This window comes from Fictibacillus sp. FJAT-27399, assembly GCF_001510655.1.
In the GTDB taxonomy this organism is placed as follows: Bacteria; Bacillota; Bacilli; order Bacillales; family Fictibacillaceae; genus Fictibacillus_C; species Fictibacillus_C marinisediminis.
Genome location: NZ_LMVC01000011.1, coordinates 1 through 15,322, shown reverse-complemented (window position 1 = coordinate 15,322; position 15,322 = coordinate 1). Strand labels below are relative to the sequence as shown.

Sequence of the window (15,322 nt, the reverse complement as noted above, 5' to 3'; positions counted from 1 at the left end):
ACTCTCCAATAAAGTGTTTGATATAGCTCTTAAAGTTTAAAAATTGATGGGATTGTAAAATCCCTGACTTACCTGGCTTTTGTTTGGTTTTCAAAGAACAAGTTTGCGCCGCTCGTTTTGGCGACTTTATTAGAATACCACATGGGCACCTATCAAGTCAATAACTTTTTTGAAAAAAGTTATTTGGTTACTGACTTAGTCAGCAAGCAAAAGAAGCAGCTCAATAAATATACCACCCTTATTCATACGTTGCAAGAGTTTTTTTCAAAATAAAAAAGAAACCCTCTGATTGCCGAACAAATTGCTCGGCAGCAAGAGGGCTATCCTACGATAAAATATTGAATGGCTGCAAGTGAGGCAAGGCCTGGCAAGCCAAGCAGCCCTGATATGAAGACAGTAGCCGCATTGATCGGCACGTGTATATCATAGGATGCACCGGCAGTGTTCAAAAAGAACAGCAGCAGAGCTCCGATGGATAATCTGATGAGCATCTGACCTGTCCATCTTAATGGTTTTAACGGCGCCCCAATCAACAGGAGCAGCAGAATTGCACTACCGAGAATGGAAATGACCATCACGGGTTCCATAGTTATCATCCCCCAGCTTCTTTTATAGTAAATGTATGGGGGATGTCCCAAAAAAAGAACAGGAAGACTATTTCAGTCTTCCTGTGGTTACTTTTCTTATTTTAGCCTCTTTTAAGAGAAACAGATACTTGGCCTCAGCGAGCTTAAGTTCATATATAACCTGTTCAGAAGGCTCGACGCTTCTTTCCACCAGGCCTTTCTGATGCGTCCATACTGATTTTACTTGTTGGAGAGTTTCTAGAAGACGTTCATCTCCTGCTTTTCTTAAACGTCCTTTTCGGGAGAAAAACATGCTGTGTGTCTCCTTTTTTTAAATTTCACGTCTGCCTTCCATTGCTTTAGATAACGTCACCTCGTCGGCATATTCCAGATCTCCGCCTACTGGCAAGCCATGAGCGATACGTGTAACCTTAATGCCGGTCGGCTTCAGCAGACGGGCAATATACATGGCAGTTGCCTCTCCCTCAATATTAGGGTCGGTGGCCAGTATAATTTCCTGGATGGTATCATCGGAAAGTCGTTTTAACAGCTCGGCAATCTTGATATCCTCCGGCCCAATTCCTTCTATTGGAGATATGGAGCCATGCAGCACGTGATAAAGCCCTCTAAAGTCCTTCATTTTTTCCATAGCTATCACATCTTTTGAATCATGAACGACACAAATGGTCGTACGGTCCCTGCTGGAATCGTCGCAGATCATGCATGGATCACGGTCTGTAATATGGAAGCAGTTGGTGCAATAGATTAAATTCCGTTTGGCGTTGACGAGGGCACGGCCGAAATCGAGTACATCGTCTTCGCGCATCTCTAATACGAAAAATGCCAGACGGACCGCCGTTTTTGGTCCGATCCCTGGCAATTTCATAAAGCTGTCGATCAGCTTTGATATTGGCTCTGGGTAATGCATATTCCGCCCCCTAGAATAATCCCGGTATGTTTAATCCTTTAGTGAATTTACCCATATCCTGGTTCACAAGCTCATCTACTTTTTTCAAAGCATCGTTTGTTGCTGCAAGCACTAAGTCTTGAAGCATTTCGATATCTTCAGGATCCACTACATCTTCTTTAATATTAACTTCGAGTACTTCTTTATGGCCGTTGGCAATAACAGTAACCATTCCGCCGCCAGCTGTTCCTTCAGCTTTCTTATCCTTAAGATCTTCCTGAGCTTTTGCCATTTCCTTTTGCATCTTCTGCATTTGTTTCATCATATTGTTCATGTTTCCGCCGCCACGCATCATAAGTATCGTCCTCCTAAAGGTTTATTCTTTTATTTCAATTAATTCTTCACCAAACAGCTTTTTGGCTTCCGCAATTAAAGGATCTTCCGCTTCAGCTTGGCTGTTGCCGTCCCCGCGCTGCTGCTGCTGGATGAATTCTTTTTTCACAGTATCCCATTCCGGCTGCAGGATGGTTAACATCGTTAGGGACTTCCCTATTGTACTATAAATCACGCCTTCTACACAGCTTCGAATATTGTCGGATGAAGCCATTTGGCTGTGAATTTCATGCTGGAAAGACAACAGGACATCCTGATCGGAACAAGCAACCGGTTCAGCACCGGATAAAAGGGCGTAGACACTCACTTTTTCCGATTTTATCTTTTCCATGATCGCTCCCCAATTGTTTTTCAATTGGACCAAATTCGGTTTCGAAGCTTTTTTCAGCATTTCTTTTATACGGCCTGTATTCGTGCCGCTCCCCCTGCCTGCTGTACGGAAGGTTTTCTTTTCCTGGACAGCAGGGGTGGAAGGATCAGCTGGAGCAAGGGCTACCCCTTTTTCTTTTAGTTCCTTCACCTGCTGTTCCAGTACTTCTATTTTCTTTAAAAGCTCCTGTCCCGCTCCCGCTGATTCCTTTCGTTCTTCCTGACAGATTTTAATCAGGGAAAGCTCGAGGAAAATCTTAGGATGGTTTGTCCATTTCATTTCCTGCTGAGACTGATTAAGGAGTTCTATAACCTTGTAGATCCATGTACGGTCCGTTCCCTGTGACAGCTCCTTAAATTCTTCATCGACTTTTACACGGTCCAGCACTTCTTCAAGTCCAGGAGCTGTCTGATATAAAAGCATGTCACGGTAATAATAGATCAAATCCGTGATAAACCGGACAGGGTCTTTTCCTTCAGCCATTAGCCGGCCGGCAACATGGAGTGCTTTTGCAACATCCTGTTCTTTGAAGGCTGCTGCCACTTGCGACAAGAATCCCTGTGACACTGCTCCGGTTACAGCAAGAACGTCTTCTACCCTGACTTCATCTTCACTGTAGGATATTGCCTGATCGAGCAGGCTGAGTGCGTCGCGCATTCCGCCTTCTGCTGCCCGGGCAAGCAAATGCAGGGCGTCATCATCAGGAATAATGCTGTTGGAGTCCAGGATCGTTTTCATCCTGTCCACGATCGACTGGCTGGAAATGCGTTTAAAATCGAACCTTTGGCACCGTGAAATGATGGTCAGCGGAATTTTATGAGGCTCTGTTGTAGCAAGTATGAAGATAACATGCGGTGGAGGTTCTTCCAGTGTTTTAAGCAATGCGTTAAACGCTCCGGTTGAAAGCATGTGGACCTCGTCAATAATGTAAACCTTATAACGGACAGCTGACGGTGCAAATTTTACCTTGTCGCGGATATCCCGGATGTCGTCTACCCCGGTGTTTGATGCTGCGTCAATCTCTAATACATCAGAGATCGAACCGTTCGTGATTCCAATACAGTTATCACACTCATTGCATGGTTCCGCTGTAGGGGCTTTTTCACAGTTTACTGCTTTTGCAATGATCTTTGCTGCACTTGTTTTTCCGGTTCCCCTCGGGCCTGAGAATAAATAGGCATGGGAAAGCTTGTCTTGCATTAGTGCGTTCTGGATTGTCTTGGTGATATGTTCCTGACCGACCACATCATGAAAGGACTGCGGCCGCCAGACACGGTAAAGCGCTTGATAGCTCATCCCATGCCCTCCTTCATTCATTTCGTCAATTTGCTCTATCTTCTATTATACTGAAAACGAACAAAAAACTCACCCCATAAGGAGTGAGTTGTTGTTTGAATATATAAAATGCCGCGCACCTCTCTTTGGTGTAGCCAACCTATGCGTTACGCAAGCAGTTAGCTCGATCCAGGCTGCCCCACGGCACACGAAGATGACCACTTACTGCTGCTTCCTTCCGGACCTGACAGGGTTCATGGGTCTCCGTTGCGCAGGACCCGAATGTCAACACCACTTACTTGCGTCAGACCATACGCAGGACTAACCGAGGAGAGGAATTCAGCCTCGCTACAGCGGATTGCGAGTACAGGGCACCGCTACCTCCCCGCCTAGCGCGACAAAGTGTATAACGTTATTTAGGCACATATCAAATGTGCAAGATTAAGTATACAACGGTGGTGCTAAAAAATCAACCCGTACCAGGTATTCCCATCAAAGGCCGCTCTGATTTTTTTTCTTTTCCTTGTTCCGTTTTCTGAGTCCCCTGAAAAAAGCAGACAGCATCTCACTGCACTCCTGCCCGCGCACGCCCGGAACAACTTCACATTGGTGATTGAAGCGCTCCTCCTCCAAGAGGTTCATCAGCGTTCCTGCACAGCCGCCTTTTGGGTCATGTGCGCCAAAAACCACACGGTCAACTCTGGAGAGAACGATGGCCCCAGCACACATGGCACAAGGTTCCAGGGTAACATACAGCGTGCTTCCGGTAAGCCGCCATGTGCCTTTATTCTTGCATGCTTGATCAATAGCGATCAGTTCAGCATGGGCAACTGCACGGTGTTCGATCTCACGGCGGTTATAAGCCGCAGCGATGACCTCATCATCCATCACCAATACTGCACCGATTGGAACTTCACCAAGTTCTTCTGCTTTTCTGGCCTCATCCATCGCCAGAGACATATAATGTTCATCTTTTTCATTTTGAAGCATCATTCCGACTCCATCTTTGTATTTTATGTGATTATACATAAGGTTTGGCCAATAATAAAGAGAGGAATAGTTATGGATGTGCAAAAAGACGTAAAGGAGTGGATTTCATATGTCCTCAACACCATCTTATCCACCGGTTGCTCTCCTTATTATAGATGTTATCAATGATTTTGATTTTCCGGAAGGCCACATGCTCATTGAACAGGCATTGCCTATTGCCCCGAACATTGCAGATCTCAAAAATAAAGCCAAAGAGAACGGCATTCCAGTTATCTATGTGAACGATAATTTCGGAAAATGGCAGTCCGACCGAAAGAAACTGGTTAATTACTGCCTTGAAAAGGAAGGGAAAGAATTTGTCGAGCAGCTCGTGCCTGAGGATAACGATTTTTTCATTATTAAACCCATGCATTCGGCTTTCTTTTCAACACCATTATCCACGCTGCTGCATGATATGAAAATAACAACTTTAATACTCGCGGGCTTGGCCGGCAACATTTGTGTCCTGTTTTCGGCAAACGATGCATTCATGCGTGATTTCACGCTCTATGTGCCGGAAGACTGCTCCGCTTCCAACATTACTGAAGATAATGAACGGGCTATTCTTTTAATAAAAAATACATTGAGAGCCGATACTTCCTCAAGCCATGAACTTAACTTTAAAAAAATCATAAAAGAGGCGGAACAAAATAAAAAACGGACAATTCTATAGAATGAAGAAGATTTTAATTTAACAGTATTTTGTTCTATTCCCTCCGCCCTTCATATGCTACAATATTTTCTGTCTGTTATTTTTTTGTAATTGAAAATAGGGAGGAAAAGCAGCATGAATTCTACCCCCTTTATTGCAGTTGAAGGGCCAATTGGTGTTGGAAAAACATCATTAGCAAAAGCCATCTCAGAACACTATAAATTTAAGCTGTTGAAAGAGATTGTTGAAGAAAATCCGTTCTTGGGGAAGTTTTACGATAACATCGAAGAGTGGAGTTTCCAGACAGAGATGTTCTTTTTATGCAACCGCTACAAACAGCTTGAAGATATACAAATACACTACTTAAATCAAGACATTCCGGTTGTGGCTGATTATCATATTTTTAAAAACCGCATCTTTGCGGGCCAGACACTCGCCGCCGATCATTATAATAAATATATGCAGATTTTCGATATTCTCACGAAAGACATGCCTGTGCCCAATATGATCATCTATCTGAACGCCAGCCTTGATACGCTGCTGGAACGCATAGAACTTCGGGGCAGAAATATCGAGAAGCAGATCGATCCATCATACTTAATGAGACTCATCAATGATTACGAAATATTTATGGCGGCTTTTCAAAACGAGCATCCTGAGATCCCTGTTCTATCTTTTAATGGTGATGAACTGGATTTTGTCACTCAAAGCAGTGATAAGGAAAAGATATTTGCTGCGATTGAAGCCACCTTGCATAAAGGAGAACTGACTCGATGAATTTAGCCGAAAAATACAGCATTCCCTCAGATGCAGTCATCACTATTGCAGGTACGGTCGGAGCCGGTAAATCTACACTGACTTCAGCTCTCGCTCAAGCCTTAAACTTCAGAACATCAATGGAAAAGGTCGACAACAATCCATACCTGGATAAATTTTATAAAGATTTTAAGCGATGGAGCTTTCATCTTCAGATTTTCTTTCTAGCTGAACGTTTTAAAGAGCAGAAGAGAATGTTTGAATACGGCGGAGGCTTTATTCAGGACCGGTCAATCTATGAGGATACAGGCATCTTTGCAAAAATGCATTACGATAAAGGGACAATGTCCGAAGTGGATTATGATACGTATACGCGTTTGTTTGAGGCAATGGTTATGACCCCTTATTTCCCTCACCCGGATGTTCTGATCCATCTCGAAGGATCGCTTGATGATATCTTGCAGCGCATTAAACAGCGTGGCCGTCAGATGGAACAGGATACACCTGTTGAATATTGGGAAGAGATGTATGAACGCTACGAACAATGGATTTCTAACTTCAGCATCTGCCCCGTCCTTCGCTTGAACATCAATGATTACGATCTGCTTCATGATCCTGAATCACTCGAAAGAATTATGGCGAAGATCGGCCAAAAGATTGAAGCCAAAAGAGAAGTCCGGTTATAAAAAAAAAGTGCCTCCGATGATGACGGAAGGCACTTTTTTTATTAGCGATTTATCTCCTATATAGGCTGAAAAATAAAAAGCTATTTTCGCAACCTTTGTCGCTCTTGAAAGTGGTTGATTTCCATTCCAGGCTGCTCGCTTTCCGCGGGGCGTGCGGTGAGCCTCTAGGCGCATGCGCCTGCGGGAGTCTCACCTGTCACGCATATCCCGCTGGAGTCTCGCACCTTGCATTCCAATCAACTTGTCAAGGAAGTAATCTAGACAAAAAATCTTCACTAAGCAACAATCTTTTGGAAAAAAGCCAAATAAAAAAACATCTGCACAGCGGCAAATGTTGAAATTATGTATGGAGGAGGTAGAGGGATTCGAACCCCCGCGGGTTGTTACACCCCTGTCGGTTTTCAAGACCGATCCCTTCAGCCGGACTTGGGTATACCTCCATGGTCTTACTGACAAAAATAATAATACCATGTGACTCAATTATATGTCAACATTCTTTTATAAAAAAATGAAAAAGGAAGGAGTAAATCCTTCCCTTTCTCTTTTTACTTGATAACTTCTTTGTTCCCCATATATGGGCGAAGCACTTCAGGGATGACGATAGAGCCGTCTTCCTGCTGATAATTCTCGAGGATGGCAGCTACGGTACGGCCGATTGCCAGTCCTGATCCGTTCAGTGTATGAACAAATTCAGGTTTCCCTTTCGCTTCGCGGCGGAAGCGGATTTGCGCCCTTCTCGCCTGAAAGCCTTCAAAGTTAGAACAAGAAGAAATTTCACGGTACGTTCCGTAGCTCGGCAGCCATACTTCAATATCGTACTTCTTCGCAGCAGTAAATCCTAAATCAGCTGTACACATGCTCAGTACACGATATGGAAGCTTTAACAGCTGAAGAATTTTTTCTGCATGGCCTGTCAGCTTTTCAAGCTCTTCATAAGACTCTTCCGGTTTCACGAAACGGACAAGCTCTACTTTATTAAACTGATGCTGACGGATGAGACCGCGTGTATCACGGCCAGCAGATCCCGCTTCAGATCGGAAACAAGCGCTGTATGCAACATAACCTTTCGGAAGCTCTTCGGCAGTTAAAATTTCATTGCGATGAAGGTTGGTTACCGGAACTTCAGCAGTCGGGACCAAAAAGTAATCTTCTTCGCGGATTTTAAATGCATCTTCCTCAAACTTCGGCAGTTGCCCAGTTCCTGTCATGCTTTCTCTGTTCACCATGTAAGGAGGCAAGATTTCAGTATAGCCATGCTTATCTTCATGGTAGTCCATCATAAGGTTGATCAAAGCTCGTTCAAGGCGTGCTCCCGCTCCCTTATAAAAAGCAAAACGGCTTCCAGTTACTTTAGCGGCTCTTTCAAAATCGACGATATCAAGATCTGTCGCCAAGTCCCAGTGAGCTTTTGGTTCGAATGCAAACTCCTGAATATCTCCCCAATGGCGTACAGGTACATTATCGTCCTCTGTTTCACCAACCGGTACACTTTCATGAGGCAGGTTCGGCAGTGTGAGCATCAGGTGGTTCAGATCCTCTTCCACCGTGCGCAGATCGTCATCGATGGATTTAATCCGGTCTCCCACTTCACGCATCTCTGTGATCAAGTGGTCGGCATCTTTCTTTTCACGTTTGAATTCCGCTACCTGTTTGGATACTTCGTTACGTTTAGACTTTAATGTTTCTGTTTCACCAATCAGTTCACGGCGCTTTTCATCCAATTCAACAAAACGGTCCAAGCCTGTTAAGTCTTCTCCCCGTTTGCTTAATTTCTCTTTTACTTCATCAAAATTCGCTCGAACATATTTCAAATCAAGCATGTTTCTTCCTCCTTTAATCAATAACCTTTTTCTGACAAAACCCAAATAGCTGAAGAAATCCGTAATTGTGGCCCGGTATCCGTTCAAAAAGCAAGGAGTTCGAGGCGCCGCTGATTCCGAGGACCGGAGTTTGGTATACCCAAATGAGGATCCGAGGAAATCAAGGCAACGAAGAAATCCGCCGCTTATCGTCCGGCGTACAAATACAAAAAACTCCCGTCCCTATAAAGGGACGAGAGTTAACCCGCGTTGCCACCCTAGTTGCAAGTAAATACACCTGCCACCTTGTCATTGATAACGGACAATGTATACCGGGAAAGCTTACGTTTAATTTCAGCTTCCCACTCAAGGATGGATTCACAAATGACTTTGGTCGGTTTACACCAGCCACCGACTCTCTAGGCAAAGATCATTTTGCTACTGGTTCCTGTCAGCGATTTAACAAATAATGTTTGTATAGTAATGTACAATATTTTCCGCTTTTATGCAATAACCTTTTTCTTCTGAGATGCCATTTCTACAAAAAACTGGTGAAGACGGTAATCATCGGTCAGTTCCGGGTGAAAGGCTGCACATAGGAAGTGTCCTTGTTTTGCAGCAACGATACGGTCATTATGAACAGATAAAACTTCTACTTCTTCCCCGACTTCTACTATATAAGGAGCTCTGATGAAAACACCATTCACATCTTCGCCTACACCTTCAATGTGCAAGTCAGCTTCAAAGCTGTCCACCTGCCGGCCGAATGCATTTCTCTCAACGGTCATGTCAATGAGCTCGAGGTGCGCATGGTCTTGACCTTGAATGCGTTTTGCCATGAGGATTAGGCCTGCACATGTACCAAAAACTGGCTTTTCTTGTGCAAACTCCTTCAATGGTTCAAGGAAATTATATTTATCGATCAGACGCCTCATCGCAGTGCTTTCGCCGCCTGGGATCACAAGCCCGTCCAGATCATTCAACTCTTCAATACGCTTTACGCTCACTGCTTCTGCGCCGCTTTCTTGCAAAGCTTTAATATGTTCTCTCACAGCGCCTTGCAGGGCAAGAACACCAATTTTAATCATCGCGTTGCTTCCTTTCTTACCAGCCTCGTTCCTGCATGCGGTCTCCAGGAAGTAGCGTGGAGATCTCGATCCCTTTCATTGCAGTACCGAGTCCTTTTGATAGTTTAGCAATCAGCTCATAGTCTCTGTAGTGAGTGGTTGCTTCTACAATCGCACGGGCAAATTTCTCAGGGTTTTCGGACTTGAAGATTCCTGATCCGACAAATACTCCGTCAGCACCTAACTCCATCATTAATGCTGCATCTGCAGGAGTGGCTACGCCGCCAGCTGCAAAGTTAACGACAGGAAGACGTCCGTCTTTTTTGATTTGAAGAAGGATTTCATATGGTGCTCCAAGATTTTTAGCCTCAGTCATGAGTTCATCTTCACTCATGGCTGCTACCTTGCGGATTTGGCCTTGAATCATGCGCATATGGCGAACAGCTTCCACGATGTTTCCTGTTCCAGGCTCACCCTTTGTACGAAGCATAGAAGCGCCTTCTCCGATACGGCGGGAAGCTTCCCCAAGATCACGGGCTCCACATACAAATGGAACTGTGAAATCACGTTTGTTCAAGTGGAATACTTCATCCGCAGGTGTAAGTACTTCACTTTCATCAAGGTAATCAACACCCATTGATTCAAGAACACGCGCTTCCACTATGTGTCCGATTCTAGCTTTCGCCATTACAGGGATACTGACTGCATTTAGTACTTCCTCTACGATTGTAGGATCCGCCATGCGCGCTACTCCGCCCGCTGCACGAATATCTGCTGGAACTCGTTCTAACGCCATAACAGCTACTGCTCCGGAAGCCTCGGCAATTTTAGCTTGCTCTGCATTGATAACGTCCATAATGACGCCGCCCTTTTGCATTTCAGCCATTCCGCGTTTTACACGATCTGTACCTGTCTTTAACATGCTACATATCCCCCTGTTTATTTATTAACTCATTTATGAGTTTTTTTAATAATCAAATTCACATTCATTTTAACGTAAAACCAATAAATTCGCTAGGGTTTAAAAAATACTCTTCAAAAGCAATGCTTTTGAAGAGTATTTCATCAAGATCAGAACCAGCCTTTTACAGTGTCAACTGCAGAATCCCAGACACCGCCAAAGAAATGGCCAGTACCTCTCATGGCAAGTACAAACCAATTGGCTTTTTCTACTGCCTTGGTCGTTACAACACTAGCTTGCCCTTTACCGGATCCGTCATTCAGCAAATAGCCGTGATCCGCATCTTTACCTGTATATTTCAATTGAATATGGCCGATAGTTTCACCTTTTTTAAGAGGAGCTTTCAATTTGCCGTCTTTATCCAAGTGTTTCTTGTCGATCACAAGCACTGGTTTATAATTTTGTTTTTCGCCATTTTTCACAAGCATTGAAACCGGTTCTTTTGTTGCAATCCCAACTTCTTTCTCTTTTCCTTGGATAACAGGAAGAGTTTTTTGTTTCTTCAGCTGATAGCCTTTAGGAAGAAGTGTTTCTTTTGTATAGTTGGAAAATCCGTAATCAAGCAATTGTTTCGTCTCACCAAACCGGCCTGCATAGCTGTTCGATTTCATAAGAACAGAAATCAACCGTGTTCCATCTCTTTTCGCTGTAGCTGCAAAAGAGTAACCCGCATTGTCCGTAGTGCCCGTCTTTAGTCCGTCTACTCCCTTATATCCATAAACGAGGGACGGAAGCATCCAATTCCAGTTCTTCATCATGATTTTATCGTCAGTCCCAGGACGGAACCATTTGGATGGAATACTTGCTGTATCCAAAACTTCAGGATAGTCACTGATTAATTTGAATGCAAGAATCCCTACTGATTTTGCTGACATCTTATTTTCATCCGTCTTGCTACCAACGGAATCATACCCTTGGAGGTCATTGTTGTTCAGACCTGTACTGTTAACAAAACGAGCATCCTTGATTCCCATCTTTTTAGCTTTGTCGTTCATCATCCCGACAAACTTGGACTCTTTACCATCGCCAACAAGCTCTGCCAATGCGATCGAAGCACCGTTTGCAGAATAAATGGCCATAGCTTCATATAATTCTTTTACTGAATATTTATAATCACTTCGCAATGGTACGTTTGAAAGGTCTCTGTTTTGAGAAATTTTATGTGCATAATCACTAATGGCTGTTTTTTGATCCCATTGGATTTTGCCTTTTTTAATCGCTTCATTGACCAGGTATTCAGTCATCATTTTTGACATACTGGCTGGCGGCAATACTTGATCGGCTTTATTTTCGTATAAAATCTTACCTGTATCTCCATCAACTAAAATCGCCGTTTCCGATTTTGTTTTCAATTCCGGAGCAGCGCTTGCTTTTTCTGAATATCCAAATACACTGGCTGATAGCATTGAAACCATGACAGCTGAAAAAGTAAATCCTTTAAGTTTGTTGCCGAACAAAACTGACACCTCCATACAATTTACACAAACGTAATTGTACCATAGCAATATACAAAAAAATAGACAGAGGAATGACCTCTGTCCACTTTTTTTATAAAATCCATCTTTAGACTGAATAATTTGGTGCTTCTTTGGTAATTTGTACTTGGTGAGGGTGGCTTTCTCTTAATCCAGCACCGGTAATCTTAACGAACTTAGAATTATTTTGAAGCTCCTCTAATGTAGGAGTTCCGCAATATCCCATACCTGAACGAATTCCGCCGATCAGCTGGAACAATGTATCAGCCAGTGGCCCTTTATAAGGGACTCGACCTTCAATGCCTTCCGGAACGAGTTTTTGATTATTTTCCTGGAAATATCGGTCGCGGCTTCCTTGCTCCATAGCCCCGATCGATCCCATTCCCCGGTAAACTTTAAATTGGCGCCCTTGGTAAATTTCCCGTTCTCCTGGGCTTTCGGTTACTCCGGCAAGCAAGCTTCCGAGCATAACAGCATTTCCGCCTGTAGCAAGAGCTTTCACGATGTCTCCAGAATATTTAATGCCTCCGTCAGCAATGATCGGAATACCGTGCTTGCGGGCTTCTGTTGCGCAGTCATAAATGGCCGTAATCTGAGGCACACCTACCCCGGCAACAACACGGGTCGTACAGATCGATCCAGGCCCGATTCCGACTTTGACCACACTTGCTCCAGCTTCGATCAAATCTCTTGTCGCTTCTGCTGTTGCTACGTTTCCAGCAATGATGGTAAGGTCAGGGTATTTAGCACGAACTTCTCTTACTTTAGTCAATACACCTTCAGAGTGGCCATGAGCCGTATCGATGACGATAACATCCACTCCTGCTTCGACCAATTTATCAATGCGAACCATTGCATCTTTTGTTACCCCTACTGCAGCACCAGCCAGCAAACGACCTTGGCTGTCTTTTGCAGAATTAGGGAACTCAATAACCTTTTCGATATCTTTTATTGTAATTAATCCTTGAAGAGTGCCTTCATTATCGACCAATGGAAGCTTTTCAATCTTATGCTTTTGAAGTAATTGCTCTGCTTCTTTTAGGGTAGTTCCTACTGGGGCAGTCACAAGATTTTCTTTCGTCATTACATCTGAAATCTGAATGGAGTAATCTTCAACAAAACGAAGATCACGGTTGGTGAGAATGCCTACAAGCTTCTTATTTTCATCAACAATGGGAACACCGCTGATTCTGTATTTCCCCATAAGATGTTCAGCATCAAAAACTTGATGATCAGGTGTAAGGTAGAACGGATCAGTAATAACTCCGCTTTCAGAGCGTTTTACTCTGTCCACTTGCTCTGCCTGCTGTTCGATAGACATGTTTTTATGGATAATACCTAATCCGCCCTGGCGAGCCATGGCAATCGCCAATTCTGCCTCTGTTACCGTGTCCATTCCAGCGCTTATAACAGGGATGTTTAACTGTACGGAATCTGAAAGACGTGTCTTCAATGAAACATCTTTTGGCAAAACAGACGATTTTGCCGGCACTAAAAGCACATCATCAAACGTTAATCCTTCTTTTTCAAACTTGCTCTCCCACATGCATACTCCACCCTTCTCTTCAATTAACTTCCTGAAAAATATTATTTGTAGATTAACAACTGGATAAACTACTGTCAAGGAAGGAACAATAAGTCTAACTTTTCAAAAAATACCACGGAGGTGAGCGCCCGATGTCCGATGCGAATACCTGGTCATTATATTATAGTTTTTTCTCCTCCAGCAGGGCGCAAAAATACCTTTATGGCTGCTACGAAAACGCTGGAATTGAGCAGGCAGAAAGCAAAAGCTATCAAAACTGCTATCCCTTCATTTATTTTCTGGAACATGGAAAGAAATATTATGACTTGGCAGGTACAGCACCGACTGAACTCCAGCCGGTTTTGCTGTTCTATGGCATGATCCAGCTGCTAAAGGCGTGCATACTGACCGTTGACCCTGACTATCCAGAAAACAGTTCTGTTCTTGCCCACGGTGTAACAACCAGGAAACGTAAAAAGAAGTATTATGAATTTCTTCATGATGAAGTGAGGATTCAGAGGAGCGGTCTTTTTAATCACTTTTCCACTAAATTGTTTCATGTTAAACATGCAGAAGGCGAAAAGCTTAAGATGAATGATATTATGGCTCTTATACCCGAATTGAGAGATCTTTTTCTTCATGTTCATAACGAAGATATAAACGTTCAAGTAATGCGAAACGATCAGGAGCTTATTATTCCCATTGATGTGCTGGATGGTCTTCATATGAACACCGGAAGACTGATCTCCTTTCTCAATGAAAACCCGGAAATCACCTTTCAACTTTTAAAAGAAACAAAAGAACATATCATTGTTCATTCTTCCAAAGTACTCCATCCCCTTGAATGCGAACCATTCAGCTATCACACTAACGGTTCATATTATCTCTACAGCAGCCGCAGAGAGATGAAAGAATTGAATGAATGCATGATTCATTATGCTGTTCTTTATAACCTGAGCATGCTGTGCCGATATGAGACCGAGTGGTGGAGTGATATCTTTCATTCCTATACTACCAATGATCTCCCTTTTATCAAGGAATTCCTATCCATTACACGTACAAAAATGCCCTATTTGCTTGGACAATTCCTGCAGCGGAAAGGGTGAGCAGGATTCTTGATTTAAAAGAGTTTCGAGGGTGCTTGAGGGGGGCTCTGAGGGCTCGAGGACCAGAAAAGGGTGATTCAGGCGGACTTCCTTGGGTGATTTGGATCGTTACTTGCGATTCAACAAGGTTTACTTGCCTATCATGTTATTTTCATAAAAGAACCTTGGGGATGCCCCAAACTACCACCGAATACCCCTTGCACCGAGCTCGCCCCAAGGCGGCGATATGCAAACCACCTTATTTGGTTGATCCCTCGATGGTTTTAGGAAAAATAGAACAAGTAATTAGTTTGTATAGGCTTTATTTTTTCGTTTTCTCTTTGAAAATCATCTTTTTGTGGCTAATGGATACGGTTTCGAAGGTTCTGCTTTGTTGTCCGGGAGCGTTACTTGCGGTTTTGTGGGTTTACTTGCGAAACCGGCTCATTTACTTGCGGTTCGACAGCGTTTACTTGCGATTTCACAGCCGTTACTTGCGATTCGACAAGGTTTACTTGCCTATCACGTCATTTTCATAAAAAAACATACAAAAAAGCACTGCTGGAATCAATCCAACAGTGCTTCGTTCATGCCTGGCAACGTCCTACTCTTACAGGGGGAAGCCCCCAACTACCATCGGCGCTGAAGAGCTTAACTTCCGTGTTCGGTATGGGAACGGGTGTGACCTCTTCGCTATCGCCACCAGACATAGGTAGGTTTTTCAACCTATTTTGAGGTATATTCCCTCAAAACTAGATAACTTTTCATCCAAACTT

15 protein-coding genes, 1 tRNA gene, 1 rRNA gene, 1 other RNA gene and 1 other annotated feature are annotated in these 15,322 nt (G+C 43.6%); of the genes, 4 read left to right on the top strand and 14 right to left on the bottom strand.

Annotated features, from left to right (window positions below; translation table 11 throughout):
- Positions 1 to 320: 320 nt before the first annotated feature.
- From AR335_RS22720 to tadA, 7 genes are all read right to left on the bottom strand, one after another.
- On the bottom strand, positions 321 to 587 hold the full coding sequence (locus AR335_RS22720; protein ID WP_062240420.1) for a pro-sigmaK processing inhibitor BofA family protein: 267 nt from the start codon (positions 585 to 587) through the stop codon (positions 321 to 323).
- Between the two features lie 67 nt (positions 588 to 654).
- On the bottom strand, positions 655 to 879 hold the full coding sequence (locus AR335_RS22715; protein WP_053356287.1) for a YaaL family protein: 225 nt from the start codon (positions 877 to 879) through the stop codon (positions 655 to 657).
- A gap of 18 nt (positions 880 to 897) precedes the next feature.
- Entirely contained in the window at positions 898 to 1,494 is a 597-nt protein-coding gene (gene recR, locus AR335_RS22710) for a recombination mediator RecR (RefSeq protein WP_053356288.1), read from the bottom strand.
- Positions 1,495 to 1,504: 10 nt separating this feature from the next.
- On the bottom strand, positions 1,505 to 1,828 hold the full coding sequence (locus AR335_RS22705; RefSeq protein WP_053356289.1) for a YbaB/EbfC family nucleoid-associated protein: 324 nt from the start codon (positions 1,826 to 1,828) through the stop codon (positions 1,505 to 1,507).
- Positions 1,829 to 1,849: 21 nt separating this feature from the next.
- Positions 1,850 to 3,532: a DNA polymerase III subunit gamma/tau gene (gene dnaX / locus AR335_RS22700; RefSeq protein WP_062240418.1), complete on the bottom strand. Its 1,683-nt coding sequence runs from the start codon at positions 3,530 to 3,532 to the stop codon at positions 1,850 to 1,852.
- A gap of 111 nt (positions 3,533 to 3,643) precedes the next feature.
- Positions 3,644 to 3,909, bottom strand: an RNA gene (gene ffs, locus AR335_RS22690) — signal recognition particle sRNA large type.
- Positions 3,910 to 4,003: 94 nt separating this feature from the next.
- Entirely contained in the window at positions 4,004 to 4,501 is a 498-nt protein-coding gene (gene tadA / locus AR335_RS22685; RefSeq protein WP_062240415.1) for a tRNA adenosine(34) deaminase TadA, read from the bottom strand.
- Positions 4,502 to 4,610: 109 nt separating this feature from the next.
- On the opposite strand from tadA, the gene AR335_RS22680 reads away from it, so the two are divergent.
- The 3 genes from AR335_RS22680 to AR335_RS22670 all read left to right on the top strand — a co-directional run bounded on the left by AR335_RS22680 (position 4,611) and on the right by AR335_RS22670 (position 6,634).
- A complete protein-coding gene (locus AR335_RS22680; protein ID WP_053356292.1) occupies positions 4,611 to 5,213 on the top strand; it encodes an isochorismatase family cysteine hydrolase in 603 nt (200 codons plus the stop codon).
- A gap of 114 nt (positions 5,214 to 5,327) precedes the next feature.
- Entirely contained in the window at positions 5,328 to 5,969 is a 642-nt protein-coding gene (locus AR335_RS22675) for a deoxynucleoside kinase (protein ID WP_062240412.1), read from the top strand.
- On the top strand, positions 5,966 to 6,634 hold the full coding sequence (locus AR335_RS22670) for a deoxynucleoside kinase (protein ID WP_062240409.1): 669 nt from the start codon (positions 5,966 to 5,968) through the stop codon (positions 6,632 to 6,634). The genes AR335_RS22675 and AR335_RS22670 overlap by 4 nt, the downstream gene beginning before the upstream one ends.
- Before the next feature lie 347 nt (positions 6,635 to 6,981).
- Here AR335_RS22670 and AR335_RS22660 read toward each other — a convergent pair.
- The 6 genes from AR335_RS22660 to guaB form a co-directional block, all read right to left on the bottom strand.
- Positions 6,982 to 7,074 (bottom strand) — tRNA-Ser (locus AR335_RS22660).
- Between the two features lie 105 nt (positions 7,075 to 7,179).
- On the bottom strand, positions 7,180 to 8,454 hold the full coding sequence (serS, locus tag AR335_RS22655; RefSeq protein ID WP_062240403.1) for a serine--tRNA ligase: 1,275 nt from the start codon (positions 8,452 to 8,454) through the stop codon (positions 7,180 to 7,182).
- Positions 8,455 to 8,679: 225 nt separating this feature from the next.
- Positions 8,680 to 8,897 (bottom strand) — a binding site (T-box leader).
- A gap of 39 nt (positions 8,898 to 8,936) precedes the next feature.
- On the bottom strand, positions 8,937 to 9,521 hold the full coding sequence (gene pdxT, locus AR335_RS22645) for a pyridoxal 5'-phosphate synthase glutaminase subunit PdxT (RefSeq protein ID WP_053356297.1): 585 nt from the start codon (positions 9,519 to 9,521) through the stop codon (positions 8,937 to 8,939).
- Positions 9,522 to 9,537: 16 nt separating this feature from the next.
- Positions 9,538 to 10,422 (bottom strand): pyridoxal 5'-phosphate synthase lyase subunit PdxS, encoded by an 885-nt coding sequence (pdxS, locus tag AR335_RS22640; RefSeq protein WP_053356298.1) that lies wholly within the window; start codon positions 10,420 to 10,422, stop codon positions 9,538 to 9,540.
- A gap of 149 nt (positions 10,423 to 10,571) precedes the next feature.
- Positions 10,572 to 11,876: a serine hydrolase gene (locus AR335_RS22635; RefSeq protein ID WP_369795875.1), complete on the bottom strand. Its 1,305-nt coding sequence runs from the start codon at positions 11,874 to 11,876 to the stop codon at positions 10,572 to 10,574.
- 148 nt (positions 11,877 to 12,024) lie between these two features.
- Positions 12,025 to 13,482, bottom strand: a complete 1,458-nt coding sequence (guaB, locus tag AR335_RS22630; protein ID WP_053356300.1) for an IMP dehydrogenase — start codon at positions 13,480 to 13,482, stop codon at positions 12,025 to 12,027.
- Positions 13,483 to 13,613: 131 nt separating this feature from the next.
- On the opposite strand from guaB, the gene AR335_RS22625 reads away from it, so the two are divergent.
- A complete protein-coding gene (locus AR335_RS22625; RefSeq protein ID WP_062240394.1) occupies positions 13,614 to 14,567 on the top strand; it encodes a YaaC family protein in 954 nt (317 codons plus the stop codon).
- A 570-nt stretch (positions 14,568 to 15,137) separates the two neighbouring features.
- Here AR335_RS22625 and rrf read toward each other — a convergent pair.
- Positions 15,138 to 15,253, bottom strand: a 5S ribosomal RNA gene (gene rrf, locus AR335_RS22620).
- Positions 15,254 to 15,322 lie beyond the last annotated feature (69 nt).

Coding starts and splice junctions, on each gene's coding strand:
- AR335_RS22720 (WP_062240420.1), bottom strand. CDS start 587: ATGGAACCCGTGATGGTCATTTCCATTCTCGGTAGTGCAATTCTGCTG.
- AR335_RS22715 (WP_053356287.1), bottom strand. CDS start 879: ATGTTTTTCTCCCGAAAAGGACGTTTAAGAAAAGCAGGAGATGAACGT.
- recR (WP_053356288.1), bottom strand. CDS start 1,494: ATGCATTACCCAGAGCCAATATCAAAGCTGATCGACAGCTTTATGAAA.
- AR335_RS22705 (WP_053356289.1), bottom strand. CDS start 1,828: ATGATGCGTGGCGGCGGAAACATGAACAATATGATGAAACAAATGCAG.
- dnaX (WP_062240418.1), bottom strand. CDS start 3,532: ATGAGCTATCAAGCGCTTTACCGTGTCTGGCGGCCGCAGTCCTTTCAT.
- tadA (WP_062240415.1), bottom strand. CDS start 4,501: ATGCTTCAAAATGAAAAAGATGAACATTATATGTCTCTGGCGATGGAT.
- AR335_RS22680 (WP_053356292.1), top strand. CDS start 4,611: ATGTCCTCAACACCATCTTATCCACCGGTTGCTCTCCTTATTATAGAT.
- AR335_RS22675 (WP_062240412.1), top strand. CDS start 5,328: ATGAATTCTACCCCCTTTATTGCAGTTGAAGGGCCAATTGGTGTTGGA.
- AR335_RS22670 (WP_062240409.1), top strand. CDS start 5,966: ATGAATTTAGCCGAAAAATACAGCATTCCCTCAGATGCAGTCATCACT.
- serS (WP_062240403.1), bottom strand. CDS start 8,454: ATGCTTGATTTGAAATATGTTCGAGCGAATTTTGATGAAGTAAAAGAG.
- pdxT (WP_053356297.1), bottom strand. CDS start 9,521: ATGATTAAAATTGGTGTTCTTGCCCTGCAAGGCGCTGTGAGAGAACAT.
- pdxS (WP_053356298.1), bottom strand. CDS start 10,422: ATGTTAAAGACAGGTACAGATCGTGTAAAACGCGGAATGGCTGAAATG.
- AR335_RS22635 (WP_369795875.1), bottom strand. CDS start 11,876: ATGGTTTCAATGCTATCAGCCAGTGTATTTGGATATTCAGAAAAAGCA.
- guaB (WP_053356300.1), bottom strand. CDS start 13,482: ATGTGGGAGAGCAAGTTTGAAAAAGAAGGATTAACGTTTGATGATGTG.
- AR335_RS22625 (WP_062240394.1), top strand. CDS start 13,614: ATGTCCGATGCGAATACCTGGTCATTATATTATAGTTTTTTCTCCTCC.